The 25988-nt window shown below is 44.3% G+C and carries 24 protein-coding genes and 2 tRNA genes; 12 read left to right on the top strand and 14 right to left on the bottom strand.

Going from position 1 to position 25988, the window contains the following annotated elements; all coding sequences use genetic code 11:
• Positions 1-48 precede the first annotated feature (48 nt).
• Complete coding sequence (gene ybaK, locus BSZ04_RS19930; protein WP_088881229.1) at positions 49-522, top strand: Cys-tRNA(Pro) deacylase; 474 nt, start codon at positions 49-51, stop codon at positions 520-522.
• 62 nt (positions 523-584) lie between these two features.
• Here ybaK and rluF read toward each other — a convergent pair whose 3' ends face one another.
• From rluF to BSZ04_RS19915, 3 genes are all read right to left on the bottom strand, one after another.
• A complete protein-coding gene (rluF, locus tag BSZ04_RS19925) occupies positions 585-1739 on the bottom strand; it encodes a 23S rRNA pseudouridine(2604) synthase RluF (protein WP_088881228.1) in 1155 nt (384 codons plus the stop codon).
• 104 nt (positions 1740-1843) lie between these two features.
• Positions 1844-2425 carry a DNA endonuclease SmrA gene (smrA, locus tag BSZ04_RS19920; protein WP_038885392.1) on the bottom strand — a complete coding sequence of 194 codons (582 nt, stop codon included), beginning with the start codon at positions 2423-2425 and terminating at the stop codon, positions 1844-1846.
• 133 nt (positions 2426-2558) lie between these two features.
• On the bottom strand, positions 2559-2699 hold the full coding sequence (locus BSZ04_RS19915) for a DUF3149 domain-containing protein (RefSeq protein ID WP_005382236.1): 141 nt from the start codon (positions 2697-2699) through the stop codon (positions 2559-2561).
• 260 nt (positions 2700-2959) lie between these two features.
• On the opposite strand from BSZ04_RS19915, the gene BSZ04_RS19910 reads away from it, so the two are divergent.
• A tRNA-Pro gene (locus tag BSZ04_RS19910) sits at positions 2960-3036 on the top strand.
• Positions 3037-3854: 818 nt separating this feature from the next.
• Here BSZ04_RS19910 and BSZ04_RS19895 read toward each other — a convergent pair.
• On the bottom strand, positions 3855-4277 hold the full coding sequence (locus BSZ04_RS19895; RefSeq protein ID WP_038885393.1) for a hypothetical protein: 423 nt from the start codon (positions 4275-4277) through the stop codon (positions 3855-3857).
• Between the two features lie 81 nt (positions 4278-4358).
• A complete protein-coding gene (locus BSZ04_RS19890; RefSeq protein ID WP_088881226.1) occupies positions 4359-5237 on the bottom strand; it encodes a TraB/GumN family protein in 879 nt (292 codons plus the stop codon).
• A gap of 458 nt (positions 5238-5695) precedes the next feature.
• Between BSZ04_RS19890 and BSZ04_RS19885 the strand changes: the two genes are divergently transcribed.
• Both BSZ04_RS19885 and BSZ04_RS19880 read left to right on the top strand, forming a co-directional pair.
• Positions 5696-8347, top strand: coding sequence for a beta-N-acetylhexosaminidase (locus BSZ04_RS19885; RefSeq protein ID WP_088881225.1), 2652 nt, complete (start codon positions 5696-5698; stop codon positions 8345-8347).
• 440 nt (positions 8348-8787) lie between these two features.
• Complete coding sequence (locus BSZ04_RS19880; protein ID WP_010446512.1) at positions 8788-9444, top strand: oligogalacturonate-specific porin KdgM family protein; 657 nt, start codon at positions 8788-8790, stop codon at positions 9442-9444.
• A gap of 193 nt (positions 9445-9637) precedes the next feature.
• Here BSZ04_RS19880 and BSZ04_RS19875 read toward each other — a convergent pair whose 3' ends face one another.
• From BSZ04_RS19875 to BSZ04_RS19865, 3 genes are all read right to left on the bottom strand, one after another.
• Entirely contained in the window at positions 9638-9868 is a 231-nt protein-coding gene (locus BSZ04_RS19875) for a PAS factor family protein (protein ID WP_010446514.1), read from the bottom strand.
• Positions 9869-10011: 143 nt separating this feature from the next.
• Positions 10012-10461, bottom strand: coding sequence for a DUF411 domain-containing protein (locus BSZ04_RS19870; RefSeq protein WP_038885396.1), 450 nt, complete (start codon positions 10459-10461; stop codon positions 10012-10014).
• Between the two features lie 24 nt (positions 10462-10485).
• Complete coding sequence (locus tag BSZ04_RS19865; protein WP_088881224.1) at positions 10486-13182, bottom strand: heavy metal translocating P-type ATPase; 2697 nt, start codon at positions 13180-13182, stop codon at positions 10486-10488.
• A 523-nt stretch (positions 13183-13705) separates the two neighbouring features.
• On the opposite strand from BSZ04_RS19865, the gene BSZ04_RS19860 reads away from it, so the two are divergent.
• The 3 genes from BSZ04_RS19860 to BSZ04_RS19845 all read left to right on the top strand — a co-directional run bounded on the left by BSZ04_RS19860 (position 13706) and on the right by BSZ04_RS19845 (position 18202).
• Positions 13706-15049, top strand: coding sequence for an OprD family porin (locus BSZ04_RS19860; protein WP_231896337.1), 1344 nt, complete (start codon positions 13706-13708; stop codon positions 15047-15049).
• A gap of 161 nt (positions 15050-15210) precedes the next feature.
• Positions 15211-16638, top strand: a complete 1428-nt coding sequence (gene gltX, locus BSZ04_RS19855) for a glutamate--tRNA ligase (RefSeq protein WP_088881223.1) — start codon at positions 15211-15213, stop codon at positions 16636-16638.
• A gap of 604 nt (positions 16639-17242) precedes the next feature.
• The gene (locus BSZ04_RS19845) at positions 17243-18202 is read left to right on the top strand and encodes an OmpA family protein (RefSeq protein WP_088881222.1); all 960 of its coding nucleotides are present in this window, start codon (positions 17243-17245) and stop codon (positions 18200-18202) included.
• A gap of 112 nt (positions 18203-18314) precedes the next feature.
• On the opposite strand, the gene BSZ04_RS19840 is transcribed toward BSZ04_RS19845, so the two are convergent.
• From BSZ04_RS19840 to BSZ04_RS19830, 3 genes are all read right to left on the bottom strand, one after another.
• Positions 18315-18821: a hypothetical protein gene (locus tag BSZ04_RS19840; protein WP_010446535.1), complete on the bottom strand. Its 507-nt coding sequence runs from the start codon at positions 18819-18821 to the stop codon at positions 18315-18317.
• 315 nt (positions 18822-19136) lie between these two features.
• Positions 19137-19213: transfer RNA gene (locus tag BSZ04_RS19835), tRNA-Arg, on the bottom strand.
• A gap of 68 nt (positions 19214-19281) precedes the next feature.
• Complete coding sequence (locus tag BSZ04_RS19830) at positions 19282-20415, bottom strand: flagellar assembly protein FlgT (RefSeq protein ID WP_088881221.1); 1134 nt, start codon at positions 20413-20415, stop codon at positions 19282-19284.
• A 171-nt stretch (positions 20416-20586) separates the two neighbouring features.
• Here BSZ04_RS19830 and BSZ04_RS19825 point away from each other — a divergent pair, with 171 nt between their 5' ends.
• Both BSZ04_RS19825 and flgP read left to right on the top strand, forming a co-directional pair.
• A complete protein-coding gene (locus BSZ04_RS19825; protein WP_088881220.1) occupies positions 20587-21225 on the top strand; it encodes a FlgO family outer membrane protein in 639 nt (212 codons plus the stop codon).
• Between the two features lie 9 nt (positions 21226-21234).
• Positions 21235-21666 (top strand): flagellar assembly lipoprotein FlgP, encoded by a 432-nt coding sequence (gene flgP, locus BSZ04_RS19820; RefSeq protein WP_088881219.1) that lies wholly within the window; start codon positions 21235-21237, stop codon positions 21664-21666.
• Positions 21667-21788: 122 nt separating this feature from the next.
• Here the strand turns inward: flgP and BSZ04_RS19815 are convergent, their stop codons facing one another.
• The 3 genes from BSZ04_RS19815 to flgA form a co-directional block, all read right to left on the bottom strand.
• Positions 21789-22214: a flagella synthesis protein FlgN gene (locus BSZ04_RS19815; RefSeq protein WP_088881218.1), complete on the bottom strand. Its 426-nt coding sequence runs from the start codon at positions 22212-22214 to the stop codon at positions 21789-21791.
• 28 nt (positions 22215-22242) lie between these two features.
• Complete coding sequence (gene flgM / locus BSZ04_RS19810) at positions 22243-22557, bottom strand: flagellar biosynthesis anti-sigma factor FlgM (protein WP_088881217.1); 315 nt, start codon at positions 22555-22557, stop codon at positions 22243-22245.
• Between the two features lie 126 nt (positions 22558-22683).
• A complete protein-coding gene (gene flgA, locus BSZ04_RS19805; protein ID WP_088881640.1) occupies positions 22684-23430 on the bottom strand; it encodes a flagellar basal body P-ring formation chaperone FlgA in 747 nt (248 codons plus the stop codon).
• Between the two features lie 75 nt (positions 23431-23505).
• Between flgA and BSZ04_RS19800 the strand changes: the two genes are divergently transcribed.
• The 3 genes from BSZ04_RS19800 to flgB all read left to right on the top strand — a co-directional run bounded on the left by BSZ04_RS19800 (position 23506) and on the right by flgB (position 25986).
• On the top strand, positions 23506-24432 hold the full coding sequence (locus BSZ04_RS19800) for a chemotaxis protein CheV (RefSeq protein WP_088881216.1): 927 nt from the start codon (positions 23506-23508) through the stop codon (positions 24430-24432).
• A gap of 11 nt (positions 24433-24443) precedes the next feature.
• Positions 24444-25271 (top strand): protein-glutamate O-methyltransferase, encoded by an 828-nt coding sequence (locus BSZ04_RS19795; protein WP_010446693.1) that lies wholly within the window; start codon positions 24444-24446, stop codon positions 25269-25271.
• Between the two features lie 319 nt (positions 25272-25590).
• On the top strand, positions 25591-25986 hold the full coding sequence (gene flgB / locus BSZ04_RS19790) for a flagellar basal body rod protein FlgB (protein ID WP_010446694.1): 396 nt from the start codon (positions 25591-25593) through the stop codon (positions 25984-25986).
• Positions 25987-25988 lie beyond the last annotated feature (2 nt).

The raw sequence follows: 25988 nt of genomic DNA, 5'->3' as shown, positions 1-25988 counted from the left end.
CTGCTCCTCACTAGGGGCAGCGTTTTTTGTTTTATAAGGAGAATCTTGATGACTCCGGCCATTAATCTTGCGAAAAAGAAAAAAGTCACACACACCATTCACCAATACGAGCACGATCCAAGAGCCGACAGCTACGGATTAGAGGCGGCGGAAGTATTGGGACAAGATCCAAAGAAAGTATTTAAAACGCTGCTGTTTTGTTTGAACGGCGAGCCGAAAAACCTAGCGGTTGCAATTATCCCCGTCGACCAAAAGCTGAATCTTAAATTGGCAGCGAAAGCGGCGAAGGGTAAAAAGGCCGATATGGCCGATCCGGAAATCGCACAAAAGACCACAGGATATGTTGTTGGCGGGATCAGCCCATTGGGACAGAGAAAAGCGCTGCCAACCTTTCTACATGAAAGCGCAACAGAGCAAGACACAATCTGTGTGAGCGCAGGTAAACGTGGTTTAGAAATCGAGTTAGCACCGAAAGATTTGCTGAGCTTGACTCGTGGTCAATTTGCACCGCTGTGCTTGTAAGTTGAAGACAAAAAAAGGACGCTCATGAGCGTCCTTTTTTGATCTTGCCATTCAGTGAGGCGTTACTTCTTCAGACTCAATGTGCCACCAGAACGTTTTGCTGGTTTGCTTGGCTTCGCGGCATTTGGATTCATGTAATGCTGCTTAGGCTTACTCGGTGACTGAGGTTTGTTTGCTGAGTGCGTATTGCTCGGTGCATCTGGTTTACGGTGTGATTTACCATGCTCGCCTTTCGGTCTGCTGCGTTCACCTTGTGGTTTCGCTTTGTAATGCTCTTTTGCTGTGCGTCCACCTTCATCATCACGTTGACGACGTTGTTGGCCTTTTTTCGAGTTCGGTGCATGACGGAATTCATCAGCATTGTTGCCACGGAACGTACGAGTTTTTTGGTTGCGGCGTGCCGTTGAGTTTTGGTTTTCTTCACGGCTATCGTACAGTTTCGCATCGGTCGCTTTACGAATATTGCGACCTCTGGAGTCTGTTTTCGACGCTTCTTCAGTACCTACAGAACCTTCACACATTGCAAGGATCTCTGCCACTTCGTCGTCACTTAGGTAACGCCATTTACCGTTAGGAATGCCATCAAGTGAGATGTTCATAATACGTACGCGACGCAGTTTGAAAACTTCGTAGCCTAACGCTTCACACATACGACGGATCTGACGGTTCAAACCTTGAGTCAGTACGATACGGAAAGAGAATTTGGTCTCTTTCTCCACTTTACACGGTAGAGTCACGGTATCGAGGATCTTCACACCGCTCGACATCTGCTTGAGGAATTCACCCGTGATTGGCTTGTCGACACGTACTACGTATTCTTTCTCGTGGTTGTTACCAGCACGTAGGATCTTGTTTACGATGTCGCCATCGTTGGTTAGGAAGATCAAACCATCGGAAGGTTTATCCAGACGACCGATAGGGAAGATACGCTTTTTGTGACCAATGAAATCAACGATGTTACCCGGAATATCACGCTCAGTAGTACAAGTGATACCGGTTGGTTTGTTCAACGCGATGTAAATCGGTTTTTCTTTCGCTGCAACAGGGTTGCCATCGACACAAACATCATCGCCTGGCAGTACTTTGGTGCCCATCTCTGGTTGTTGACCATTAATAGTGACACGGCCTTGCTCGATAAGACGGTCTGCTTCACGACGCGAGCAGAAGCCCGTTTCGCTGATGTATTTGTTTAAGCGTTTTGCGTTGTCTTGTGACATGTGAGTCTCCTAACGTTTCACAACGGCGGTTAATAGAAGTGCCTGCTGCTAATTAAAAGCAGCAAGGCGAGATAAGGTCGGGCATTCTAGCACCGAGAATCCAGTTAGCCTAAACGTTTTTGATGACGTTCACGCGTCTCCATTTTCTTTTCAGCACTCTTTCTTAATAGAACGTACACAGCACCACTGCCACCGTGGAATCGTTGCGCACTATGTACACATTGCACTTCACGAATTTGTTGCAGCCAACTCGCGACAAAACTCTTCATTAATGCTGGTGGATTTGAACGTTCACCACGGCCATGCACGATGACGACCGTTCGGATGTCCATCTCAATACATTGTTTGAGGAATTTAACGACTTCGTCGCGCGCTTCTTTTAGCGTCTTACGGTGCAGATCAAGGCGGGCCTGGATCGGGTATTTACCAAGGCGCAGTTTGCGGTACACACCATCTTGTACACCATCGCGCTTGAACTCGATAAAGTCATCAGGTTTGAGCATTTCTGCATGGTCAATCGACAAGTACTCGGGATCATCTTCAGTGAGCCAAATTGCAGCTTCGCGTTTCGCTAATTGAGCATCCGTTACTTGATGCACTTTTTTATGCTCTGCAGTGTCGTGGTCGATAGGCTTTACATCGCCCATCATCTGTTGGAACAGATCAAAATCGTCGTCTTGAGACATAACGGCAATCTCATAAAGAACAAGGTCGGAATAGTAAGATTATATCAAGGAGTGGTGCATTGAGATCAAATAAAAAACCGGAGCAGGCAAATAACCAACTCCGGTGCAAAGCGTTTCTAGAGCTAAGCGAGATCTAGTGAGGAGATTTGTCGTTCATAATCTTGTAAATGAAGAAACCGCCGTAAAATAGCATCAGACCAATTGCCCCAAAGATTACTATCATTGACGATAGCCCCACCGCATTACCAAATAGGAGATCAAGCCAAAAGTCCATATGTTTCCTCCAAGATATTTCCGACATGGATAACGTTAATGGGTGGTGTTTTTTTGCACACTGATCTGGATCAATTATGTTGCCAAGGTTAATAAACTGTGTTTTATTGTGGGTTCTTAGTCACATTTTACGTGCTAGTGTTTAGTAAATAATCAAACGAATTAAGACATTACGTTTTTTTTGAAAAAGCACTTGCGTCTCTGCGGAGAATCCGTAATATACGCATCCGTTGACGGGGATAAGTCCTCAGTTAAACATCTCGGTGAATAGCGCAGCTTGGTAGCGCATCTGGTTTGGGACCAGAGGGTCGGGGGTTCGAATCCCTCTTCACCGACCATATTGAGAAAAAGGCTCTACAGAAATGTAGAGCCTTTTTCGTATTTGGTGATATTTATTTGGAACCAGAGGGTCGGGGTCTGGAATGCCAGTCCTCTGGAAGCCCAGCCGCGTCGAATCCCTACTTCACCGACCATATTTAGAAAGCCTGCTCAATGAGCAGGCTTTCGTCGTTTCAGCGGTAGCAAATTTAGACTTGGATAGTATTGAACCAAATGTGGTTCGCCTGAAGTTAGAATATGGCTCTTCACCGACCACATTAAAGAAAGCCGTAGCAGAAATGCTACGGCTTTTTTGCGTTTACGGCTGTCGAATCGAGAACGCTTCGCTTCGGGAACGGACTCTGCTCTTCGAGATACGAGAGAAGGTACACTTTGAGGCAAATCAGCTTTCATCAACTGGTAAATGAAAACGTAAGAGATCCCCAACTCGCTCGTCCCTCGCTCTTGAGGATGACGAATAAAAAGCACTGAATTCAAAGGCGTCATTCCCGAAAGCGACGAAGGAGCGCAGTCGGGAACCTCTCAGTTAGTAACGCTACGCTCCGAGAGTCGGGTGCGTTTCGCTTTTGGAATCGAGAGGTACTCGTTGAGAGTATAGAGAAAAGGTATTTTTATTAAGAAGGTGTTGACGGAACTTGCTCCTAGAAAAGCAAAATAAAGTCGAATCCCGAATCCCGAATCCCGAATCCCGAATCCCGAATCCCGAATCCCGAATCCCGAATCCCGAATCCCGAATCCCGAATCCCGAATCCCGAATCCCGAATCCCGAATCCCGAATCCCGAATCCCGAATCCCGAATCCCGAATCCCGAATCCCGTTACTTCACATCACAACTTATATCTTTAATCGGTGTTTCGGATGTCGTGAAACACACGTAAGCGGTTTTCGGATGGTTTGGACCGATTTTAATGTACCCAGCTTTTAGCTCATCTTCGTCAAAAGTAGCGGAATGAGACTGACCAGTTTTGCCATCAAAGTAGTAGGCTTCAAAGTTGTGGTTCATCATATGAGCGACGCGATTGCGAGTATGAGCGGTCGAAAAAGTGATGTTTGCACAACGCATCATCGGCTTTTGAGTAATGAGAAACTGCCCACTATCTTTATCTAAAACACCGCCTTTGGTATCTGGTGTGACATCAATAGGTTGGAAGTCTTCAACCGTACAAGAAGGTTTTGCGTGAGCAAGCGATGGCAAAAGTAGTGCGCTTGCAAGACATAATAGTGAGGCTTTGAACTTCATAACGCCCTTATCAAATTTTTAATTGTTTACAGATAGACCCAATAATATCTAGATGCATAAATACAATGATATAAGTAGGAGTTAGTGCTCGATATCGCAGTCTGCTTTGCCTGTATTGCCTAATGGTTCAATCGCAAAGCCGCGTGTCTCGAGCAGTTCAATTAAGCTGTCTTTTCCGACCAAATGCAAGCTACCCACAACAATCGTGTATTGGCCTGACTTCTTCGGTAAAACTCTGCCAGAATCGAGCTGTTCAGCCCAATCTCGGTTACGGGCATACAAGAAAGCTTCGTTAAACTCATCGCTTGATTGTTCACTCATGGACGCTTCTTCCAACGAGCTGCCATCTCCTGTCTTCCAACTATCGATTAAGCACTGCACTAACTTCTCGCCTCCGTCATATTCTTCAATAGAAGAAAGTAGCAATTCTTTGCCACCGTCTTTTTGTCCAGCAATTAAGTCTATTTGAAATTGAACCGTTTCCAGTGGAAGGATGGGCACACGTTTTATGTCCGCGATATTAATCAAGTGCATATCGACACCTTGATCAGATGCGTATCCCAATTTGTTCATCAGTAACAGTTGAATCGTTAATGCCGCAGACCAAGGTGGTACATTGAGTAGCTGTGATTCTTGTAAACCTAGGTCATTAGCAATCTCCGCAAGATGTTTGCGCTGTGTCCTGTCCAAGACATCTTTGGCCAGAAACGCGGTTTTTGGATAAGTGACCCCTTCGGTATTTCTAACATCGGCTTCAATGATTAAGCCGTCGCTGTTTTTGAGGAAGTCAGTCACCGCTTTTGGCAGTGGGTACATGGTGTTGTCACCAACATGGACGGAGCCAATAATCATGTATTCGGTATTACCTTTCTTGGCTAGCCAATGCTGTGGCTCGGCTTGAACCGAATAAGAAGTAAAAAAGACGATCAGAGATGACATCACGGACAAGAGTCGAAACATATTTTTTTCCTCGAATTCAATATGCATCTTATCTATAACACGGTTCGGCAAAATCGTCATTTTTAAAAATATTGACGAGTTTTAACGGTGAAGAAGTGAGAGCTAATTCACGAAAGTGTTTCAATTGAGTTTGTTGTTAATGGAACACTAAATAACCACTTGTGATCAAAATCCTATAAAACCAGTCGAAACCCATCAATATTCGTGATTGAGATCGCAACAAACACGTCAAAAAAAGTTGCTCGTTTTTGACGTTTTGCCTAAGTTTTTGAATTTAAAGTGTTTATATTTTTCATCTTCAACCTGAATTTGAGCTAGATCACTTATCAGTTCCATTAATTTTACGCCTAGAAATAACTGCTTGTATGTTGAATGCAACTGTTAAGCGCCTCGCATTTAGGTGCTCACTATTTTTGATAATTGTCGTTTTGAACCACTGACTTTTTGGGGAAAGTAAGATGTTGAAACATAGTCTGATTGCTGCTTCTGTTATCGCTACATTGGCAGGCTGCTCTTCACTACAGAGCTCTGAGCAACAAGTTGTAAACTCACTGGCTGATAACCTTGATATTCAATATGAAGTGTTAACTAACCACGGCGCTAACGAAGGTCTTGCGTGTCAAGATATGGGCGCAGAGTGGGCATCTTGTAACAAAGTAAACATGACGCTTGTTAACCAAGGTGAAGCGGTTGACTCAAAAGATTGGGCTATTTACTTCCACAGCATTCGTTTGATTCTGGATGTTGACAACGAGCAGTTCAAAATCTCACGTGTAACGGGTGACCTACACAAGCTAGAACCGACCGATAAGTTTGATGGCTTCGCTGCGGGTGAAGAGGTTGTGCTTCCTCTTGTTGCTGAATACTGGCAGCTATTTGAAACTGACTTTATGCCAGGCGCTTTCGTTGCTGCACCGAATGCAGAGCCTAAGATGATCGCTTCTCTTAACACAGAAGACGTTGCGTCTTTCGTGACGGGTCTTGAAGGTAATAACCTAAAACGTACGCCAGACGACAACAACGTATTTGCAAACGCTGTGTCTCGTTTTGAGAAGAACGAAGACCTAGCAAAACAAGATGTATCAACCACGTTACTACCAACGCCACTGTCTGTTGAAGCAGGTAAAGGCACAGTAGATATCGCGGATGGTATTGCGCTGCCTAAAGACGCATTCGATGCGACTCAATTTGCAGCAATTCAAGAACGTGCAGAAGTGGTAGGTGTGGATGTCCGTGGTGATGTTCCTGTTAGCATCACGCTAGTTCCTGCAGACTTCACCGGTGAATTAGCAAAGTCTGGTGCTTACGAAATGAGCATCAAAGGCGACGGTATTGCGATTAAAGCGTTTGACCAAGCAGGTGCGTTTTACGCCGTACAATCTATCTTTGGCCTAGTAGATAGCCAAAATGCTGATTCTCTACCACTACTGTCTATTAAAGATGCACCTCGTTTTGATTACCGTGGTGTGATGGTCGATGTAGCTCGTAACTTCCACTCTAAAGACGCAATTCTCGCAACGCTAGACCAAATGGCAGCGTACAAGATGAATAAACTACACCTTCACCTAACCGATGATGAAGGCTGGCGTTTAGAAATCCCGGGTCTGCCTGAGCTGACAGAAGTGGGTGCTAACCGTTGTTTCGATACACAAGAGAAAAGCTGTTTACTGCCTCAGCTTGGCTCAGGTGCAACGACAGACAACTTTGGCTCTGGCTACTTCAGCAAAGCAGACTACGTGGAAATCTTGAAATACGCGAAAGCACGTAACATTGAAGTGATTCCAGAAATCGATATGCCAGCGCACGCTCGTGCAGCGGTAGTATCCATGGAAGCGCGTTACGACCGTTTAATGGAAGAAGGTAAAGAAGCAGAAGCGAACGAATACCGCCTGATGGATCCTCAAGATACCTCAAACGTAACGACGGTTCAGTTCTACAACAAGCAAAGCTTCATCAACCCATGTATGGAATCTTCAACTCGCTTTGTTGATAAAGTGATTTCAGAAGTCGCAGCAATGCACCAAGAAGCGGGCGCACCGCTAACAACATGGCACTTTGGTGGTGACGAAGCGAAGAACATTAAGCTAGGCGCAGGCTTCCAAGATGTTAACGCAGAAGAAAAAGTAAGCTGGAAAGGTACGATTGACCTGTCTAAACAAGATAAGCCATTCGCACAGTCTCCACAATGTCAGACGCTAATTGCAGACGGTACGGTAAGCGACTTTGCTCATCTACCAAGCCACTTCGCAGAAGAAGTGTCGAAGATTGTTGCCGAGAAGGGCATTCCAAACTTCCAAGCTTGGCAAGATGGCCTTAAGTACAGTGAAGGTGAGAAAGCGTTCGCAACAGAAAATACACGTGTTAACTTCTGGGACGTTCTTTACTGGGGTGGCACATCATCAGTGTACGAGTGGTCTAAGAAAGGTTACGACGTGATCGTTTCTAACCCAGACTACGTTTACATGGACATGCCATACGAAGTGGACCCGAAAGAGCGTGGTTACTACTGGGCAACGCGTGCAACAGATACTCGTAAGATGTTTGGCTTTGCTCCAGAGAACATGCCGCAGAACGCAGAAACTTCTGTAGACCGCGATGGCAACGGTTTTACTGGTAAAGGTGAAATCGAAGCGAAACCTTTCTACGGTCTATCAGCGCAGCTTTGGTCTGAGACAGTACGTAACGATGAGCAATACGAGTACATGGTATTCCCTCGCGTACTCGCGGCGGCTGAGCGTGCATGGCACCGTGCAGACTGGGAAAACGACTACAAAGTAGGTGTTGAGTACTCGCAAAACTCTAACCTAGTAGACAAAGCTGCGCTAAACCAAGACTACAACCGCTTTGCGAACGTACTAGGCCAACGTGAACTGGCTAAGCTAGAGAAATCAGGTATCGACTACCGCTTACCAGTCCCTGGCGCGAAAGTCGAAGATGGCAAGCTAGCAATGAACGTTCAGTTCCCTGGTGTGAAGCTGCAATACTCTCTAGATGGCGAAAACTGGCTGACTTATGCAGACAATGCTCGTCCAAATGTGAAAGGTGAGGTGTTTATCCGCTCGGTATCAGCGACTGGTGAGAAAACAAGCCGCGTCACTAGCGTGAAATAATTCCGATAATCGTTCACTAAAATCATTGTTCCTTACTCAAAGCCCTCAACTTATGTTGAGGGCTTTATTTATTTCACGGTGGAAAATAAGTGTGATCAATGTCTGATTATTTTTCAAAGATAAATAAGTTGTGTTTTTAGAATCGATATTGAAGTGTGATCTTGATTGCTACTTGGCGCTGTTCTGGCCGTATTTTTCTGCGTGAAATCACATTTTGTTTTGTTTATCTATTTTTATGTTTTATATAACATTCTGTTTTTAATGCAATTTTTGTGGTTTGTTTCTTTTTGATTTGAACTGGATCACCTTTCGTTTTGAATTATTTTTCAAGGCGAATTAAATCAAGCAGTATTGCCGTCGTCAGGGAGACTCCCTAAAAAAGTGCGGTTTAAGGTCAGTGAGGACCCACGCAGCCGCCCCAAAACACAAAGGCAGTAATTATGAAAAATGTTTTCGCTCTAAGTGCACTTTCTCTTGTTTTCGCTTCTAGCGCTTTCGCGGGTTCTTCTTACGTAACAGGTAACGTTCAGTTCCACTCGGACTTCCAACCTAACGCGACTTCAACACTTGAAGCTGGCCATACGTTTGATACTGGCACAACACTACTAACTGAGTTTGATGGCATCTCACTTGGTAAATACGATAACGAGCTGATCCAAGACACAGGCTTAGGTAACTCGCCATACATTACGCTTGGTATCGAACAAAGCTACAACATTAACGACAACCTTTGGGTTGCTGTGGGTTACCACCACTTGCTAAACAACGGTGAAACTGTTCAGTACCGTCCTCTAGTAAAAATTGGCTACAACTTCGATAACGGTATTTCTATCAGCAACCGTACTCGTTACCACGCGATGGAAGACAGCAAAGCAGATGATCAAACTCGCTTTGACAACCGTATTGGTTACGCAGTGAATGAAGAGCTAGCTGTTAGCTACAACAACGTATACGTGATCAGCGACGCTGATAACACGATGGATCACGAGCTTCGTGCTACTTGGACACGTAATGGTGTTCAACCTTACTTTGAGTACCGTAACCAAGCTGACAACGCAAACAACGCATTTGTATTTGGTGCATCTTACGGTTTCTAATGAGTCCTAGTTGTTCATATAAAATGTGAGCACATCAAAGCTTAGCATTGCCCAAATGCAGTAAGCTTACGGCCTTAACATTGTTGAGGCCGTTTTTTTGTTTCTGGATCTTGAGAATACCAATTCCGTTAATTGGATGTCAGATACAAAAAAGGTCCGCTAGGGGAATAGCGGACCTTTTTCGGGAAGCACCTTAACGCTCAGGTGTTTCTAGCAGTCTAACTGCACTGTCAACCACATTGTTGATCACCTGACTACTCTCAAGCTTTCCTGAGCTAGCAGGCCCAAGTGCGCAAGCATATAGGGCTAACTGTTTATCGAAGGGCAAATCGAGTTGGTCGTATAACTGTTGTCGAATTCTCGCATGTTGCTCTGGTTCTTGGTTGGCTAGACTAACAAGCGTGTCATAAATAAGTGCTTTCATAAATTTTCCTTTTTATTGCACAGGGGTGCATAGGTATTTTATGAAGTTAAGGTCACCATTTCAGGATAGCCAGTCACACAACGACGCATCAGTTTAAGAGTTTTTAACAATAGCTCAATGAATGCCCTGATGTTAGATTTCGTTTATTGGTCGTTACCTTTGTGATAACGGTATTCGTACACTTGGCCTTTTTCGTTGTAGGCATAAACAGCGTAGCTGTCTTTCTTGTCACCATATTCCATGCCAGGCGAACCCATTGGCATGCCAGGGACGGCCAGTCCTTTAGCATTACGAGGAGGGTTTTCTAGAAAGGCTTTAATATCGTCAGCAGGGATATGTCCTTCAAATATATAGCCATTGATCTCTGCTGTATGGCAAGAGTAGAGCTGTTCGTTCTTAATGCCCAAATCGCGCTTGATGGCATTCATGTCATCATGCAGCTTTTCCTCTACAGTAAAGCCGTTCTCTTCCATGTGTTTTGTCCATTCGCCACAACAGCCACAGTATGGCGATTTGTGGTTGATGACATCAGCGGCTAAGACGTTCGCCGATGTGGCAGCAAGCATTGTAAAGGTTAATAGTTTCAACTTCATAATATCCTCGAGAAGAAGTGTCGCTTACTTAATGGTAAACAGTCGTAGTCGGTTTGCATTACTGACGACTGTGATTGAAGACAGTGCCATTGCCGCTCCAGCAACAACAGGACTGAGCAAAAAGCCGAATGCTGGGTAAAGTACGCCTGCGGCGATAGGAATACCCAACGAGTTATAAATAAAGGCACCGAACAAGTTTTGTTTCATGTTTTTAAGTGTAGCGCGAGAAAGCTCTATCGCGTGCACAACAGCCATTGGTGATGTATTGAGAATGGTCATTTGTGAGCTTTCGATCGCCACATCACTACCGCTACCCATGGCGACGCCAAGATCCGCCAGTGCAAGCGCTGGCGCGTCATTGATACCATCACCGATCATCGCAACCGTGCTGCCTTGAGATTGCAGTAGTTCAATGTGCTGCGCTTTCTCATCGGGCATCACTTGAGCAATGACTTCATCAATGCCGAGAGCTTTGCCGATGGCATTGGCAACGTGTTGGTTGTCACCAGTGAGCATGACGGTTTTTATACCTTGTGATTTTAATGCAGACACCGCCTGTTTGGCATCAGATTTAATCGGATCAGCGATGGCAATTAAACCGATCAGTTCGTTGTTAAGCGCCACAGCTACTGGTGTCCATGCGTTGCTTGCACAATCTTGAATCGCTTGCTCCATTGGGCTGATATCAACCTGCTCGGTTTGCATAAACTGCAATGAGCCAATGAATAGCGGTTGTGCTTGGTAAGTCGCAGTAATGCCACGGCCACGAATGTTTTCGAATGAGTTCAACTCAACAGTTTCTGTATTGTGTTGCTTAGCATAATCACACACGGCTTTAGCGAGTGGGTGCTCAGATTGTCGCTCAGCAGCGTAGGCCAGTGCTAATAAGTGCGCTTGGCTAGTGGCGTGAGTAAACACTTGCTGCACACTTGGTTTGCCTTGAGTGAGCGTACCCGTTTTATCGAATACGACTGTGTCAATTTTGCTTGCCAATTGCAGCGCGTCAGCATCCTTGATCAGAATGCCAAGCTCCGCGGCTTTACCGACACCAACGGTGACCGATAGTGGTGTTGCCAAGCCTAGGGCACAAGGGCAGGCGATAATCAGCACGGTAGTTGTTACGACAAGCATGTAGCTGGCTTTAGGTTCTGGACCTACGGCAAACCAAACCAAAGCGGCAAGGATGGCAATGCCCACAACAACAGGGACAAACACCGATGAAATTTGGTCTGCTAATTTGGCTATCGCGGGCTTACTGCTTTGCGCCGTGCGTACCATGCGAATAATACGTGCCAACATGGTGTTCGCACCGATGCCCGTTGCTTCAATGACTAAGCCACCATCGGTATTTAATGTACCGGCAGATACTTGCGCATCTTGTGCTTTTAATACTGGTACGGGTTCACCGGTTAGCATTGACTCATCAATGTACGATTCCCCCTGAACCACTATGCCATCAACCGGCACCTTCTCGCCCGGCTTGACGCGCAGTTTCATGCCTAGCGTGATTTGCTCAACCGCAATTTGTTGATCGCCTTGGTCAGTAATTACCGTCGCTTGCTGAGGTTGTAGATTAATCAATGCCTGCAAAGAGCGCGTTGTGTTTGCTTTGGCTTTTGCTTCTATATAGTGACCAAGAGAAATCAAGCCGATGATCATTGCGCTCGCTTCAAAGTACACATGGCGTGACGCGATTGGGAACCATTCAGGAAAAATCACCACAAGCATCGAATAGAACCATGCCGCACCAGTACCTAACGCGACTAAGGTGTCCATGGTCGCACGTTTGTGAGTGGCCGCTAACCATGCGTTAGTAAAGAAGTGCTTACCCGCTGTCGCAAGCAGTAATAAACACAGAATACCAATCGCCCCCCAAGCCAGCTGATCATTGGTATTACGAATCATCATGTTGCCGCCAAATACACCCCACAACATCAGTGGTGCACCAACAACTAATCCTGCTATTGCATCAAGTTTGAAACGTTTTTGTTGGGCAAGTTGTTGAGTGGCTTGCTTTTCTTGCTGTGTAGCTGCGTCTTGTAGAATTTCAGCTTGGTAACCCGCTTGTTTTACCGAGTCGACAATCGCTTGGTGGAGCGACTCTGTATCTTCAGTCGCAAACACTAACGCACTTTGTTCAGCAAGGTTAACCTGTGCTTTCTCAACGCCCTCTACGCTAGTAAGTGCTTTCTCTACCGAAGAGACACAACTTGCGCAGGTCATGCCTTGAATCAGCATTTGCAACTGAATACCTGCTGGTGGCCGTTGAGTGTGTTCAATATTGGTCTGCTCTTCTACGGGTTCAGTTTCCGGTGAGCTTTCTTTTTCTACTTCAATAGAATCAAGGCTGGCGGTATAGCCGAGAGTGGCCACAAGATCAATCACTTGCTGCTCTGAGAGTAGTGTTGTGATGTCGAGTTGTGTTGTAGACGCTTGAAACGTAATGACGTCTTGATTTGATTCTAATAAAGAAGAGAGTTTCTTCACACAACCGCCACAGTTCAATCCGGCAAGGTTGAATTGAAACTGGTAGCCTGCGTGGTAGCCCAGTGACTCGATTGAATCAACAATAGAAGAAAGCGGAGATTCAGTAATGACTTCAACCATTGTTGGGGACAAATTAATAATCTCAACACTGTGATTGGCATGTAAAGCTTTCTCAACTTTTCTCGCACAGCCCATGCAGTTAAGTCCCGACATAGGTACAACGAACTGATACATAATTTGTCCTCAATAATACTAATGTGGAGAGCATAAACCTTCCTGCAAGGGGAAGGTCAAGCATTCAATTGCTGAATTCATAACGTCAAAATTAGGTTAAAAACTGAACTTTTGGTCATGAATGCTTGCGAGTCACATCAAGGTTTTTTCTCTCTGTTTATAAAGTTCCATTAATCGTTGTGAAATTCAGGAGTGATAAGTCACAAATTTGCCGTTTGTTTTATAAAAATAGTGTGCATAAATGCTTCTTTGACGTTTTTGTTTCTTTATGTCTGGCTTTAAGTTGTTGTTTTTATGTCATTTATATTGTTTTTGTTTTTGTTAGTTTGAAGTGGCTCAGATTGCCTCGCCTTTCATTTTTTGAAGAAAAAAAAGTTTGCCATATTTGCTCCGTCCACAAGTTGTTTCAGATTCCATACCTGTCCTAGTTAGTGAATTTGAAAATGGAAAAACAAATAAAATATAGGGGTTAAAAATGTCTTACCTAAAGAAAAGCTTGGTTGCGAGTGCAGTAGCCAGTTTCATGTTTGGTGGGGTTGCGGTGGCCGCCGATCCTGTTGGTCCTGAGTATGCATCAGCAGCATCAGCCTTTTTTGAAGAGTCAACCGTTACTGGTGCGTTGAATTTTTGGATGCGTGACCGTACTCGTGCAGATGTAGATTCTAACGGAAACCAAACGTCTAAGAAGCCAAACCTAGATCATGGTTCTATGTACCTTTCACTCGGTTTTAGCTCTGGTTATATTAGTGATACCGTTGGTTTGGACCTTAATGTGTATTCGACATTTGATATGTGGAATAACGCTTCACCAGACCATGAAATGAACTTTTGGGGGGTGGATAACCCTTACGATATGAACCCAACGGCTTCTTCTGGTTGTAGTGGCGCGTGGGATTCTGACTGTACTGACAACGGCGCAGCATTCCAAACGGCGGCATTAAAGTTCAAGTTTGGCGACTCTGTGACAGCGAAAGCGGGTTACTTCCAACCAAGTGTTCCTACAGCAATGGGAGTTAACTGGTCTTTTGCGGCTGGTACGTATACTGGTGGTGAGATCGGCGCAAACTTTGATGATCTAGCACTTGGTTTTGTCTATGCCGTTGAATACCGTGCTCCTTGGTTTAAGAAGAGCTACGAGTTCCGTGATGGACAAAATAAAGATGCAGGCGATGCATACTCATTCGGTGCGCGCTACAACCTAACACCAAACTCGTCTCTAGATATCGCTTATGCGGGTTTGACTGATGGTCCTCGTAAGAATGCCCACATTAAGTACAAGCACACCACGGAAAACGGTTGGTACTTATCTCCTCAAGTCTACATTATGGATGATGAAGATCAGTACGATAGCACGGCATTCCAAGCTGCATTCCTATCCTCTAAATCGGTAGGTGCATACAGCTTCCGTTTAGAAGGTACATACACGTCAGCAGATTCAACGGATACTCGTGGCAACGTAGGTAACTTTGCTTACCGTCTCACTGAGAAATACGGCGGTTCGAATGGTGCATATGACATCTGGTGGAATAACCGTTCTGACTTTAACCATGATGGTGAAATTGGCTTCTTTGGCCAAATGAGTCGTGATTTCTCAGACCTAGGCGCTCCAGGCTTCAGTGCTGGTATCAACGGTGTATACGCGTTTGGTGCAGAAGCTGAAGGATACGATGAGCTAATCGAGTACTCAGGTAGTGTATTTGCTAACTACGCTATTCAAGGTGGTCCTTTGAAAGGTGCTCACCTAGGAATGTACTACACACGCTATGTTAATGATTCAGACGCACCAAACTGGACAGGATACTCAAACGGTTTCCAAGACGAAAACGACTTGAAAGTCACTCTAGTGATTCCAATGAGCATCAAATAATTTTTGAGCTTACATAAAAGAACAAGCCCCTCAATGTAGGGGCTTTAATTGTTTTCGGGGAATAAATTGTAGTTGTCGAGTTTGGAGTGATAGAATAACGCGCAAAAATTTAGGTTGCGCTGAGTTAGTCAGCGAATGTCTTAATATTAAGGTAATAAACAATGACGGTTAAAACACGTTTTGCTCCAAGCCCAACAGGCTACCTTCACGTAGGTGGTGCACGCACTGCACTTTACTCTTGGTTATACGCAAAAAACCAAGGTGGTGAGTTTGTTCTACGTATCGAAGACACTGACCTTGAGCGTAACTCTCAAGAAGCCGTAGATGCAATTCTTGAAGGCATGGAGTGGCTAGGTCTTGAGTGGAATGAAGGTCCTTACTTCCAAACTCAACGTTTTGACCGTTACAACGAGATGGTTGATAAGCTTCTTGCAGAAGACAAAGCATACAAATGTTACGCATCTAAAGAGCTGCTAGACGAAGTTCGTGCAGAGCAAGAAGCAAACAAAGAAATGCCTCGTTACGATGCAAACCATCCAAAAATTAAAGCGGCAAACGAAGCAGCAAAAGATGGCGAACCATGCGTTATCCGTTTCCGTAACCCGAAAGAAGGCAGCGTAGTATTTGATGACCAAATCCGTGGCCGTATCGAAATCCGTAACGACCAAATGGATGATCTGATCATTCGTCGTACTGACGGTTCTCCAACATACAACTTCTGTGTAGTGGTTGATGATTGGGATATGGGTATCACTCACGTAGTGCGCGGTGAAGACCACATCAACAACACGCCTCGTCAGATCAACATCTACGAAGCACTAGGTGCGCCAGTACCAACATTCGCACACTGTGCAATGATTTTGGGTGATGACGGTGCGAAACTGTCTAAGCGTCACGGCGCTGTATCGGTAATGCAATACCGCGATATGGGTTACCTACCTGCAGCACTAAACAACTACCTAGTGCGTCTTGGTTGGTCTCATGGCGATCAAGAAATCTTCACTCAAGAAGAGATGATCAACCTATTTAGCCTAAATGCGGTATCTAAGTCAGCGTCTGCATTCAACACTGACAAACTGCAATGGTTGAACAACCACTACATCAAGAACTCTGATCCAGCGTACGTTGCAGAGCACCTACAATGGCACCTAGCTCAGCAAAAACTTGACGTAGCGAACGGCCCAGCAATCACTGAAGTGATCAAGCTAGTGGGTGAGCGTTGTAACACACTTGTTGAGCTAGCGGAGCAAATCCGTTACTTCTACGAAGATTTCTCTGAGTTTGAAGCAGGCGCGGCGAAGAAACACCTACGCGGCGTTGCAAAAGAGCCTCTAGAGCTTGCGCTAGCAAAAGCAGAAGCACTGACTGAGTGGACGACAGCGAACATCAAAGATGGCGTTATCGCAGCAGTATGTGAAGAGCTAGAAATTGGCATGGGTAAAATCGGTATGCCATTACGTGTAGCAGTTACAGGTGGTGGTCAGTCTCCTTCTGTAGACGCTGTAATGGAACTGATTGGTAAAGAGCGTTGTGTTGCTCGTATCAAGATGGCTCTTGAGTTCATCGCTGAGCGTGAAGCAAACGCATAATTACACGAAAAAACTGTTAATGAGCCGCGGAGATTTCCGCGGCTTTTTTGTTTGTTGGGCGTTTTAAATCAATATTCCGTTTGATGATTGGCCAAAGTGCTGCTGTATGATTCGTTAAATCGCTCAATATTTAATTAGTTTTACTTATCAAAACATAGCTGATGTAAATGTTACTTGGCCTGTTTTATTCAAAATATCTCTCTGAAATATAGCGTTAATTCCTAAAGTTCCTCATATTTCATCTCATAAATGAGAAATTAATTTGCTTTAGATATTCTATCTCAAATATTCGCGCAATCGTTTGCTCTCTTGTGGTGGCGGGTTTTGTCGTGCTCTGGATCACATAAATTGGAGTGTTTCGATGACATTAAATTGACAGTTTGGGGTTTTGTCTTCGGATTTCTTGGAGTTATAGTGCTCGCCGTCAGTGAAGCATTGATATGCATCATTGGACAGGAGGTATACCCAAGTGACTTTTATTCACTGAGATGGAAGTTATTTCGGTATCAAGCTCAAAGGAACTGAAAAAAGAATAGAAATACAACGTCTCAAAGACAGTGCATTTCGTTAACGAACAAAAGAACTTCTTTTAGAGGAATCAATAATGAAAAAACTAGCAGCGGTAATTTCAGCTTCTTTACTTATGGCTTCAGCAGCGCACGCAGAAGTATACGTGGGCGGTAAGATGGGTAAGTCTTGGATGGACGACGCTTGTGTAGCTGGTCAAGCTTGCGATAAAGATGGCTCTACTCTAGGTGCTTTTGTTGGTTACGAAATGAATGACTACTTCTCAGTAGAAGCTGGCTTCGACAACCTAGGTAACTTCGACCAAACTTCTTTCGGTGGTCACGTAGAAGCAATCACTCTTGCTCCTAAATTCAGTCTACCAATCACTGAAGACATTGCTCTTTACGGTAAAGTGGGTGGCGCTTACCTAATGATGAAAGATGGTAAAGATGATTACTCTTACCTAGGTGCAGCGGGTGTTGAATTTAACGTTAGCGAAAACGTAACGGCACGTGCGGAATACCAAACAATCACTGACATCAACAACGATTCAGTGAAAGCAATGGGTAACTCTGCGACTCTAGGCGTTGCGTTTAAGTTTGGCGGTAACGACGAAGTTGTTGTTGAAGAAGAGCCAATCGTTGAAGAAGTAGTGGTAGAAGAAGTTGTTACACCAGTTGTTGTAACTAAAACGTTTGAAACTCAAACAATCGGTACTGGTAGCTTTGCGCTAAACAGCACAACGCTTAAACCAGAGAGCGCTGCTAAACTAGATAACCTAGTAGCATTCCTAAACGAGTACCCACAAGCAAACGTTGATGTAATTGGTTACACAGACACTTCTGGCCCTGCTGCATACAACCAAAAAGTTTCTGAGAAGCGTGCTGAGTCTGTGGCAAACGCTCTAGTTGAAAAAGGCATTGATGCATCACGCATCCACGCTCGTGGCGAAGGTGAAAACAACCCAATCGCTTCAAACGAGACTCGTGAAGGTCGCGAACAAAACCGTCGCGTAGAAATCGTTGTTCCTGAGTTTGAATACCAAGTTCAACAATAAGCGCGAATCTAACGTTAGCTGTTAGAAAGCCAAATATAAAAAGCCCCAAAGAGTTTGCTCTTTGGGGCTTTTTAATATGAATGAGATACTCAAGTCGTAGAGAAAGTAACGGTTACTTTAGGTCAATGCTGTTAAGTCGGCCCATAAACGTCAGGATCTCGAGGTTGTCCTTGTGTGCATCGAGCAGTGCTTTTTTGGTTTGCATATAAGCGGCGAGTTTCCCGTATTTATTAATCGAACGAACCACCGTTTTATACTTGTATTCGCCGGAATCATTAAACTCTCGCCATTTAGCAATATAACATGTGTCTCGGTTGTCAGGATCTTCTAGAGTAGGATTAGGTTTGTGAACAATCTTCGGTTCGACACTATGTGGCAGCCTTGTCATTAGGTAGGGATCCTTCAGCAGGCGGCGCCAAAATTTCCCCCACATCTCACGCCCAAGCTCATTACGCAGTTTAATTGCCTTCTTGAGCCCTTTCTTTTCACCAATGCGAACAAACCCAACAGAGCGATGTAACACCGTATCATCTGGGGTGTGGATATGAATTTTGAAGGCGGTTTTGCCTTTTGAAATAAAGCGGTGTCCAGTATTTGTAATTAAATTGCTCTTAGACATATTGCTAAATAATATTTTTATTAATACCTAAAGGGTAAGCAAAACTTATGGATAATTAAAGTAATAAAACACAAAACTGCAAAGAGATGACATTTCTCTCCGACAAGTTTAGGTCCTAAGAGCAAAAAGGGCGAACAATAGGTATGAATGGGTGTTTTGTGCTCAAGTAACCTCGTCCTTCTGGAGCGTGTCACCGAAGCACGTTGTTTGCTTATTTTCGGTAAACAGGGAATCAGTGACAATGCTCTGCACCCTGCATCTTAAAATCACTTGAGTATATTGCCTTGGCTTTCTGTCATACAGCCAAGGCATGGATGGCGCCCCCAGTAGGATTCGAACCTACGACCTGTCCCTTAGGAGGGGACTGCGCTATCCAGCTGTGCCATGGGGGCGTAATTAGATATGATGCGTTGCCTATGATATTCAAAAGAAAGCATATGGCAATGACTTATACGTGCTGCTACAACATCTTGTTCATTACGTCACCAATTTGTACGCTTGAAGCAAGGTTTGCTTGATCAATTGTCAGCTCTGCTTCATGTTCGTATACACGAGAGACGGTAAGGGTAATTTCGCTCTGAGAGACTTTATTGCGCGGTAATCCATTTTGGTCAATGAAAGATGCCGTGTGCCACAATTGCAGCTTGTCACCCTCTTGTACGCCATGTATGCGACCAAGATCCATTGTCACCGTATTACCAAATACTGCAACCACCTCTGGAAGCGTGATTTTACAAGACAGCTCTGATTCCAAATCCAACATAATGTTGCGGCTAACGCGTAGCATCATTTCGCCATAAGTCGATGCCCAGAAACGTGCACTTCGAGTATCAACTTGGCTTGTTTTTGCGAATGGCCATTTTGCTACTTCACGATAATTCTTGTTATAAACTTCGTGCCCCGTTTTACCATCGTACACTTGCATTTCCAGAGCAAACTGACGATTAATGATATCGTCTTTTAGCAATTTTGATTCAACAGTGGCGGTCAAATCGGTAATAACACCACCAATGATGTACTGCGAACCAGTGTCCTGAGCGATCATTTTAACGCGCTCTGGGTAATTTTTATCGATGGCATAGTCAGTTGTACCCACAGAGACGAAGCTACGCGATGTTTGATCAAGCTGTCGATCAACTACATGGCTGAAATCATCACCAACACGGTAGATTTGTCCCATGACCGCTTGTTGTGGGGAGGCTACATCAATATTACCTACCAGTACCGTTTTTTTGTATTGATCAACGTGGCAACCCGTTGCCGATGGGTAGATATCTACGCGGATCTTTAGCTCCATCTTGCCACCACGTTTACGCTCTGATTCCACCAATATGTAGCGTACTTCATGGTTTGTGAACTGATATTCTTTGCGGCTCTCTTCTAACAAAGGCATTAAGTTACTAATACTACCGATATCTGCACCTGAGAAGTTGACGGCTTTAAATAGGGCGTCTTCCAGTGCATGTAACCTAGCCGCGTCTTCAGAAGAAACGATCGTGGCAACGCCTGTTACTTCATACCAAGACGCAATAGCTCGAAATGGCATGATCAAGATAAAAGCGGTTGATATTAGGCTTAAAACTATTTTTTTCATTGTGTTTGACCGTTCAGGTATAAATATTGCTTTAACAATTTCAGTAACGTTTGGTGGTTTTTCTTTAGTTCAGCAAACAGAAGAAAAGCAAAGACTGTTCCAATAATACATTTATTTTTAAATGAAGTGACAAAGAACAGTGACACCCAAGATTATCTGGAGAACAAAACCATGAAGAGATGGCTTATTGCTATATCGATGATGACGTTGTTAACATCGTGCGCATATGCACCCATATATAATGGTAAAGAACCATATTCTGGTAGCCAATTCATGTTAATGGATAGCCCTCGCCATACGATGGACTTTTTTATCGAAAGCATGACAGAAGATTTAATGGTATCAAATGTGGCGGTTTCATCACGGACGCCAATCGCCATTACATCCTTTGTCGATCTACAAAATATGGATGCAACCAACTGGCTAGGCAATTCGGTATCAGAAGGCTTTATTCACCAGTTTCAGCGTCGCGGTTTTAAAGTTGTCGACTTCAAAACTACGGGGTCGATTCAAGTGACGCAACAAGGGGATTTTGCGCTGAGTCGAGATTGGCAAGATCTCGCACAAGAGCAACAGATTCAGTATGTACTTACCGGTACCATGCTACGCCAAGAGGGTGGCGTTTTAGTTAATGCACGTGTCGTAGGGATGCAAAGTCGTGTTGTAGTGGCAACTGCTCAAGGCTTTTTACCTGCCGACCGTATTGGTCGTGATTTAGATACGTTAAACAGCATTCGTACTCAAGATGGCGTTCTTATTCGTTCTGACCCAACTATTCGCCAGCCGTACACTGTGATTCTCCGCCCGTAGGATACGAAAATGAAGAAATTATTATTTATTATTGCGACACTCGTGCTAGTGGGTTGCCAGCCTTTACAGCAAATGCGTCAAGATGACATCTTAGTAGCGGTCGGTTATGCAAGTATTAGTGAGCAAACAGGGCGTACTATTGAAGAGAAACGTGTTCGTGCGATGCGTGCCTCCAAAATCGATGCGTATCGCGAGCTTGCAGAGCAGGTTTACGGCATGCGCGTTAGTGGTCGTGCTGAGCTAGAAGATCAAAGGTTGGGGATAGAGAGTACCTCAGGTGCGGTTGATGGCGTTATTCGTGGTGCTGAAGTAGTGCGTAGCTACCTTGTTGAAGATAGTTACGTAACAGAGCTTCGCCTTGATATCCGTAAGATGGATAAGCTACGTGACTATGGAGAAGTACAACAAGTTCCTGAGAAGCGCCAGCAGACCTTGTTCTAATTGATATAAGTTTTGTTTACCAGATAATCTTTGCGGGCGGCTGATTGGCAACAATCGGTCGCTTTTTTATGGGCGACATTCTGAGTTGTTGTAGCCATTGGCTCGGTAGATATTTGGGTGGTTTAGGCTTTGATATTGGTGCCTAGAGTGGAGATGGTGTGAGTCTTACCCCCAGCATTGTAAGTCATACCTACTTTACCGTGAGTACGTTGGAGCATGTTGTTGAGTTTGTTGTAGCTAGATTGTGCTCGGTTAAGAGACTCTCCATTTACGTGGTTCACTTGTTGGCAGTCTAAGACTATCGACTGTATTTGTTTGACCGTTTGGCTTAGCTGTTCATCTTCGGTAAGTTGATTGACATGCGGGTGAGAGGCAATACGCTGATCGGTTGTACGAAGTTGATCAATGAGTGTCATCTTTTCTCTGGCAACTTTTTCGATATCAGCAGATACACGAGAAGCAATTGCACGTGTTTCTTGCTGTAGTACTTGAGATAGAGCTTTAGCGTTCTCAAGTTGGAAATTAACCAAATCGACGAGTGCTGCCATATTGGAGTTACCTTACAAACTAAGCCAGTTAACCTTCGGCTTTTAGCTCATTTTCAAACTTGATCATGTTGTCGGCTAATTTCTCCGGATCAACTTTGTATGAACCATTCGCAATCGCATCTTTGATCGCGGCAACCTTCGCACTATCGTACGCTGGTGAAGCTGCGAGGTCTTGATGCATTTGGCTTACGGCTTTGCCTTGCTTACTAAGTGATACTGCGTCTTGAGCCACAGTGGATTTTTTCGATTCTGTACTTGTGGTGGTGCTAGAATCGCTACGTGCTGGTGAACGACTTGTTGTCGTCATTATTTGTCCAGAACGTATGTTGTCTATACCTGCCATATATCAACCTTTTAGTCATGTCGTAGTATTGGTATCCACACTATCGACCAGCACGTGTAAAACTTTAGCTTTTTTTTGTGCTTTATTTGCACGGTTTATTGCTAAGGAATAGTGTCAGATTTCGGTCTAAAATGTAACCGTTATTTCTGCCGCACCTGTTACTATCCCCTCAATTATACGCTGAGACTTATCGTTTTTCACTCTCACTTGATCTCCGGTTCCACCATCTTGCAGTGAAGTGCCTTGAGTGGTGATCGCCATTCCTGATTTAACTGCTCTAATGGTTACTTTTTCGTTACGGCATACCACACAGATATCGTTACGTTCTATCACGTCTCCCAAGCGAACGTTACGTTTTAGCTTGGCTCCAACAACTTGACTAGGTTCAGAAAAGCCTTCTTTCCTAAATCTTTGAAGTTCGATCATTGTGATCCTAACGTCCGATGAGGAGATCATTTCCCCTCGGGCTAAAGGCCGAGCAGAGACAACCATTGGAATTGAAACTGACAGTCGAACTGGAACGTACACTTTCCAATCATCGGTAGGGCACTCAACAAGAACATTGATATTACTTCTTGTGCTACTTGTCGAAGATGCAGACGTCGAGAGCGGCTCAGGGCAGTCTGTTGCTTTGATACGTTGATCAATATTTGCCGCATTAACACTTAAATTCCCTCCCTCTGGATGGGGAACCGTGGTTAGAATATGGTTCTCTGCCGCTACTTTTATCTGCTCGATCTGATTTTCTGTCGCTGAATGCGCAAAAAAACTAAACATAATGAGTAAAATGCCGATAGACTTAGCGAGATTTGTATAGAACACTCTACATATATTCATAGAAATTGGTATCCAACTAGTATTAAAATACGCCATACTGTTTTTTTGGTATCGTGCTGCCAGATGTAGAGTATCATTTAAAACCAAAAAGTTTGAGATGGAGATGAGCATATGACGGGGATTCTTGATTCGGTGAATCAACGTACGCAACTCGTCGGCCAAAACCGATTGGAGCTATTGACCTTTCGGCTAATGGGACGACAGCGTTACGGCATCAACGTATTTAAAGTAAAAGAAGTACTACAATGCCCTAAGTTGACTTCTATGCCAAACCTACACCCGCTAGTTAAAGGTGTCGCTCATATCCGTGGCCATACAGTGTCGGTTATTGATTTGAGCTTGGCTATCGGCGGTCGCCCAACCACTGACATTGAAAAATGCTTTGTTGTTATTGCAGAGTTTAACCGCACGATTCAGGCGTTTTTGGTGACTTCAGTTGAACGAATCATCAACATGCACTGGGAAGCGATTTTGCCGCCACCAGATGGTGCGGGCAAAGCAAACTATCTAACAGCTGTGACCAATATCGATAATGAGCTGGTTGAGATTCTTGATGTTGAGAAGATTCTTGCTGAGATTGCGCCTGTTGATGAAACAATGGATAGCACTATCGGTGAAGAGATTGCTCAAGCAGAGCAAGAGAAAGCAATTGTACGTCGAATCTTGATTGCGGATGATTCAACAGTGGCACGTAAGCAGGTTGAACGCGCAATTACTTCAATTGGATTTGAAGTCGTATCAGTCAAAGACGGTAAAGAAGCGTATAATAAGTTGCTTGAGATGGCTCAGCAGGGCAGTATTTACGATCAAATATCTTTAGTTATTTCAGATATTGAAATGCCTGAGATGGATGGCTATACGCTGACTGCGGAAATTCGTCGCAATGCTGATCTTAAAGATCTTTATGTAATTCTCCACTCTTCATTAAGTGGGGTATTCAACCAAGCGATGGTTGAGCGTGTTGGCGCAAACTCTTTCATTGCGAAATTTAACCCGGACGAATTAGGTAACGCGGTTAAATCTGCTTTAACTAAGTAAAAGAGACATTAATGACTGCTATTACAATCAGTGATCAAGAGTATCGTGACTTTAGCCGTTTTCTAGAATCACAATGCGGTATTGTGTTAGGTGATAGTAAGCAGTATCTAGTGCGTAGTCGTTTGAGCCCTTTGGTGACAAAGTTCAAGCTAGCGTCACTTTCTGATCTGCTTCGTGATGTAGTGACTGGACGTAATCGTGAGTTACGTGTGGCTGCTGTAGATGCCATGACAACCAATGAGACATTGTGGTTCAGAGATACTTACCCGTTCACGGTTTTAGCTGACAAATTATTGCCTGAAGTGGCGGCGAACAAACGCCCAATAAAAATCTGGTCGGCAGCAAGTTCATCAGGTCAAGAGCCATATTCAATGGCAATGACGGTATTAGAAACTCAACAGCGCAAACCCGGTTTGTTGCCTAGTGTTTCTATTACAGCAACCGATATCTCAGCGAGCATGCTTGATATGTGCCGCACAGGCGTATACGACAACTTGGCTTTGGGACGAGGACTCTCACCGGAGCGTCGTCGCAACTTCTTTGAAGATGCGGGCGATGGTCGTATGAAGGTCAAAGATAACGTTAAGCGACTAGTCAACTTTCGACCGCAGAACTTAATGGATAGCTATGCCTTACTTGGTAAGTTTGACATTATTTTTTGTCGCAACGTACTAATCTACTTCTCTCCAGAGATGAAGTCTAAGGTTCTGAACCAAATGGCCAATAGCTTGAACCCTGGTGGTTACTTGCTGCTTGGCGCGTCAGAGTCGCTAACCGGTTTAACGGATCGATTTGAAATGGTGCGTTGTAATCCAGGCATCATTTACAAACTAAAATAGCGGACTGCTTTAATACTTATTAAGCCTGACTTTTTGTCAGGCTTTTCTTTTTCTAGTGTTTCATCTTCTTCTTTCCATTCCTTCCCGCGTTTTGATCTTTCGCATAGGGTACTTTTGCCTGTGCATGAATATAGGGTGTATATTTTTAGTGAGTTAGATTGATTAACTGACTTGATATGACATTTCATCATTCATTTTGGCTTGTTTATTGCAATCCATTACGTCGATAACCAAAGTGGCAAAACAGCATGTTATATTTTTGGCACGCTAATTGCTTTTAAGTTATCAATAACGGTCAGTTCTTAATGTAGAGGCAAACATGGCTATATCTTTTGACAATGCACTAGGCATCCACCAATACACGGTGGGCGTACGTGAGCGCAACGCTGAGGTGATTTCCACCAATATCGCGCAAGCTAACACGCCTGGGTATAAATCAAGAGGTCTAGACTTTGCTAAGGAATTGCAGGCGGCAACTTCTGGGGCAAGCATTGGTCTTAGCCGTACAGATGGTCGGCACATTCCTGCCACTACTACGTTGGTCGGGGACAAGCTATATCGTTTACCTACTCAGCCAGATACGGGCGATGGCAACACGGTTGATTTGGATCTAGAGCGTAACTTGTTTATGCAAAACCAAATTCGACATCAAGCATCACTCGAATTTTTAGGTAGTAAATTTAAGAACTTAACCAAGGCAATCAAAGGGGAATAATT

Source organism: Vibrio rotiferianus, from assembly GCF_002214395.1.
GTDB classification, from domain to species: Bacteria; Pseudomonadota; Gammaproteobacteria; order Enterobacterales; family Vibrionaceae; genus Vibrio; species Vibrio rotiferianus.
This window is presented reverse-complemented; position numbering and strand designations above follow the sequence as displayed.

Excerpts from the sequence above, each read along its gene's own strand:
- rluF (WP_088881228.1), bottom strand. The coding sequence starts at position 1,739 with ATGTCACAAGACAACGCAAAACGCTTAAACAAATACATCAGCGAAACG.
- ybaK (WP_088881229.1), top strand. The coding sequence starts at position 49 with ATGACTCCGGCCATTAATCTTGCGAAAAAGAAAAAAGTCACACACACC.
- BSZ04_RS19845 (WP_088881222.1), top strand. The coding sequence starts at position 17,243 with ATGAAAAAACTAGCAGCGGTAATTTCAGCTTCTTTACTTATGGCTTCA.
- BSZ04_RS19825 (WP_088881220.1), top strand. The coding sequence starts at position 20,587 with ATGAAGAGATGGCTTATTGCTATATCGATGATGACGTTGTTAACATCG.
- BSZ04_RS19815 (WP_088881218.1), bottom strand. The coding sequence starts at position 22,214 with ATGGCAGCACTCGTCGATTTGGTTAATTTCCAACTTGAGAACGCTAAA.
- flgA (WP_088881640.1), bottom strand. The coding sequence starts at position 23,430 with ATGGCGTATTTTAATACTAGTTGGATACCAATTTCTATGAATATATGT.
- BSZ04_RS19895 (WP_038885393.1), bottom strand. The coding sequence starts at position 4,277 with ATGAAGTTCAAAGCCTCACTATTATGTCTTGCAAGCGCACTACTTTTG.
- flgM (WP_088881217.1), bottom strand. The coding sequence starts at position 22,557 with ATGGCAGGTATAGACAACATACGTTCTGGACAAATAATGACGACAACA.
- BSZ04_RS19840 (WP_010446535.1), bottom strand. The coding sequence starts at position 18,821 with ATGTCTAAGAGCAATTTAATTACAAATACTGGACACCGCTTTATTTCA.
- BSZ04_RS19880 (WP_010446512.1), top strand. The coding sequence starts at position 8,788 with ATGAAAAATGTTTTCGCTCTAAGTGCACTTTCTCTTGTTTTCGCTTCT.
- BSZ04_RS19830 (WP_088881221.1), bottom strand. The coding sequence starts at position 20,415 with ATGAAAAAAATAGTTTTAAGCCTAATATCAACCGCTTTTATCTTGATC.
- flgP (WP_088881219.1), top strand. The coding sequence starts at position 21,235 with ATGAAGAAATTATTATTTATTATTGCGACACTCGTGCTAGTGGGTTGC.
- BSZ04_RS19870 (WP_038885396.1), bottom strand. The coding sequence starts at position 10,461 with ATGAAGTTGAAACTATTAACCTTTACAATGCTTGCTGCCACATCGGCG.
- BSZ04_RS19885 (WP_088881225.1), top strand. The coding sequence starts at position 5,696 with ATGTTGAAACATAGTCTGATTGCTGCTTCTGTTATCGCTACATTGGCA.
- BSZ04_RS19915 (WP_005382236.1), bottom strand. The coding sequence starts at position 2,699 with ATGGACTTTTGGCTTGATCTCCTATTTGGTAATGCGGTGGGGCTATCG.
- BSZ04_RS19795 (WP_010446693.1), top strand. The coding sequence starts at position 24,444 with ATGACTGCTATTACAATCAGTGATCAAGAGTATCGTGACTTTAGCCGT.
- BSZ04_RS19890 (WP_088881226.1), bottom strand. The coding sequence starts at position 5,237 with ATGTTTCGACTCTTGTCCGTGATGTCATCTCTGATCGTCTTTTTTACT.
- BSZ04_RS19875 (WP_010446514.1), bottom strand. The coding sequence starts at position 9,868 with ATGAAAGCACTTATTTATGACACGCTTGTTAGTCTAGCCAACCAAGAA.
- BSZ04_RS19800 (WP_088881216.1), top strand. The coding sequence starts at position 23,506 with ATGACGGGGATTCTTGATTCGGTGAATCAACGTACGCAACTCGTCGGC.
- BSZ04_RS19865 (WP_088881224.1), bottom strand. The coding sequence starts at position 13,182 with ATGTATCAGTTCGTTGTACCTATGTCGGGACTTAACTGCATGGGCTGT.
- flgB (WP_010446694.1), top strand. The coding sequence starts at position 25,591 with ATGGCTATATCTTTTGACAATGCACTAGGCATCCACCAATACACGGTG.
- smrA (WP_038885392.1), bottom strand. The coding sequence starts at position 2,425 with ATGTCTCAAGACGACGATTTTGATCTGTTCCAACAGATGATGGGCGAT.
- gltX (WP_088881223.1), top strand. The coding sequence starts at position 15,211 with ATGACGGTTAAAACACGTTTTGCTCCAAGCCCAACAGGCTACCTTCAC.
- BSZ04_RS19860 (WP_231896337.1), top strand. The coding sequence starts at position 13,706 with ATGTTTGGTGGGGTTGCGGTGGCCGCCGATCCTGTTGGTCCTGAGTAT.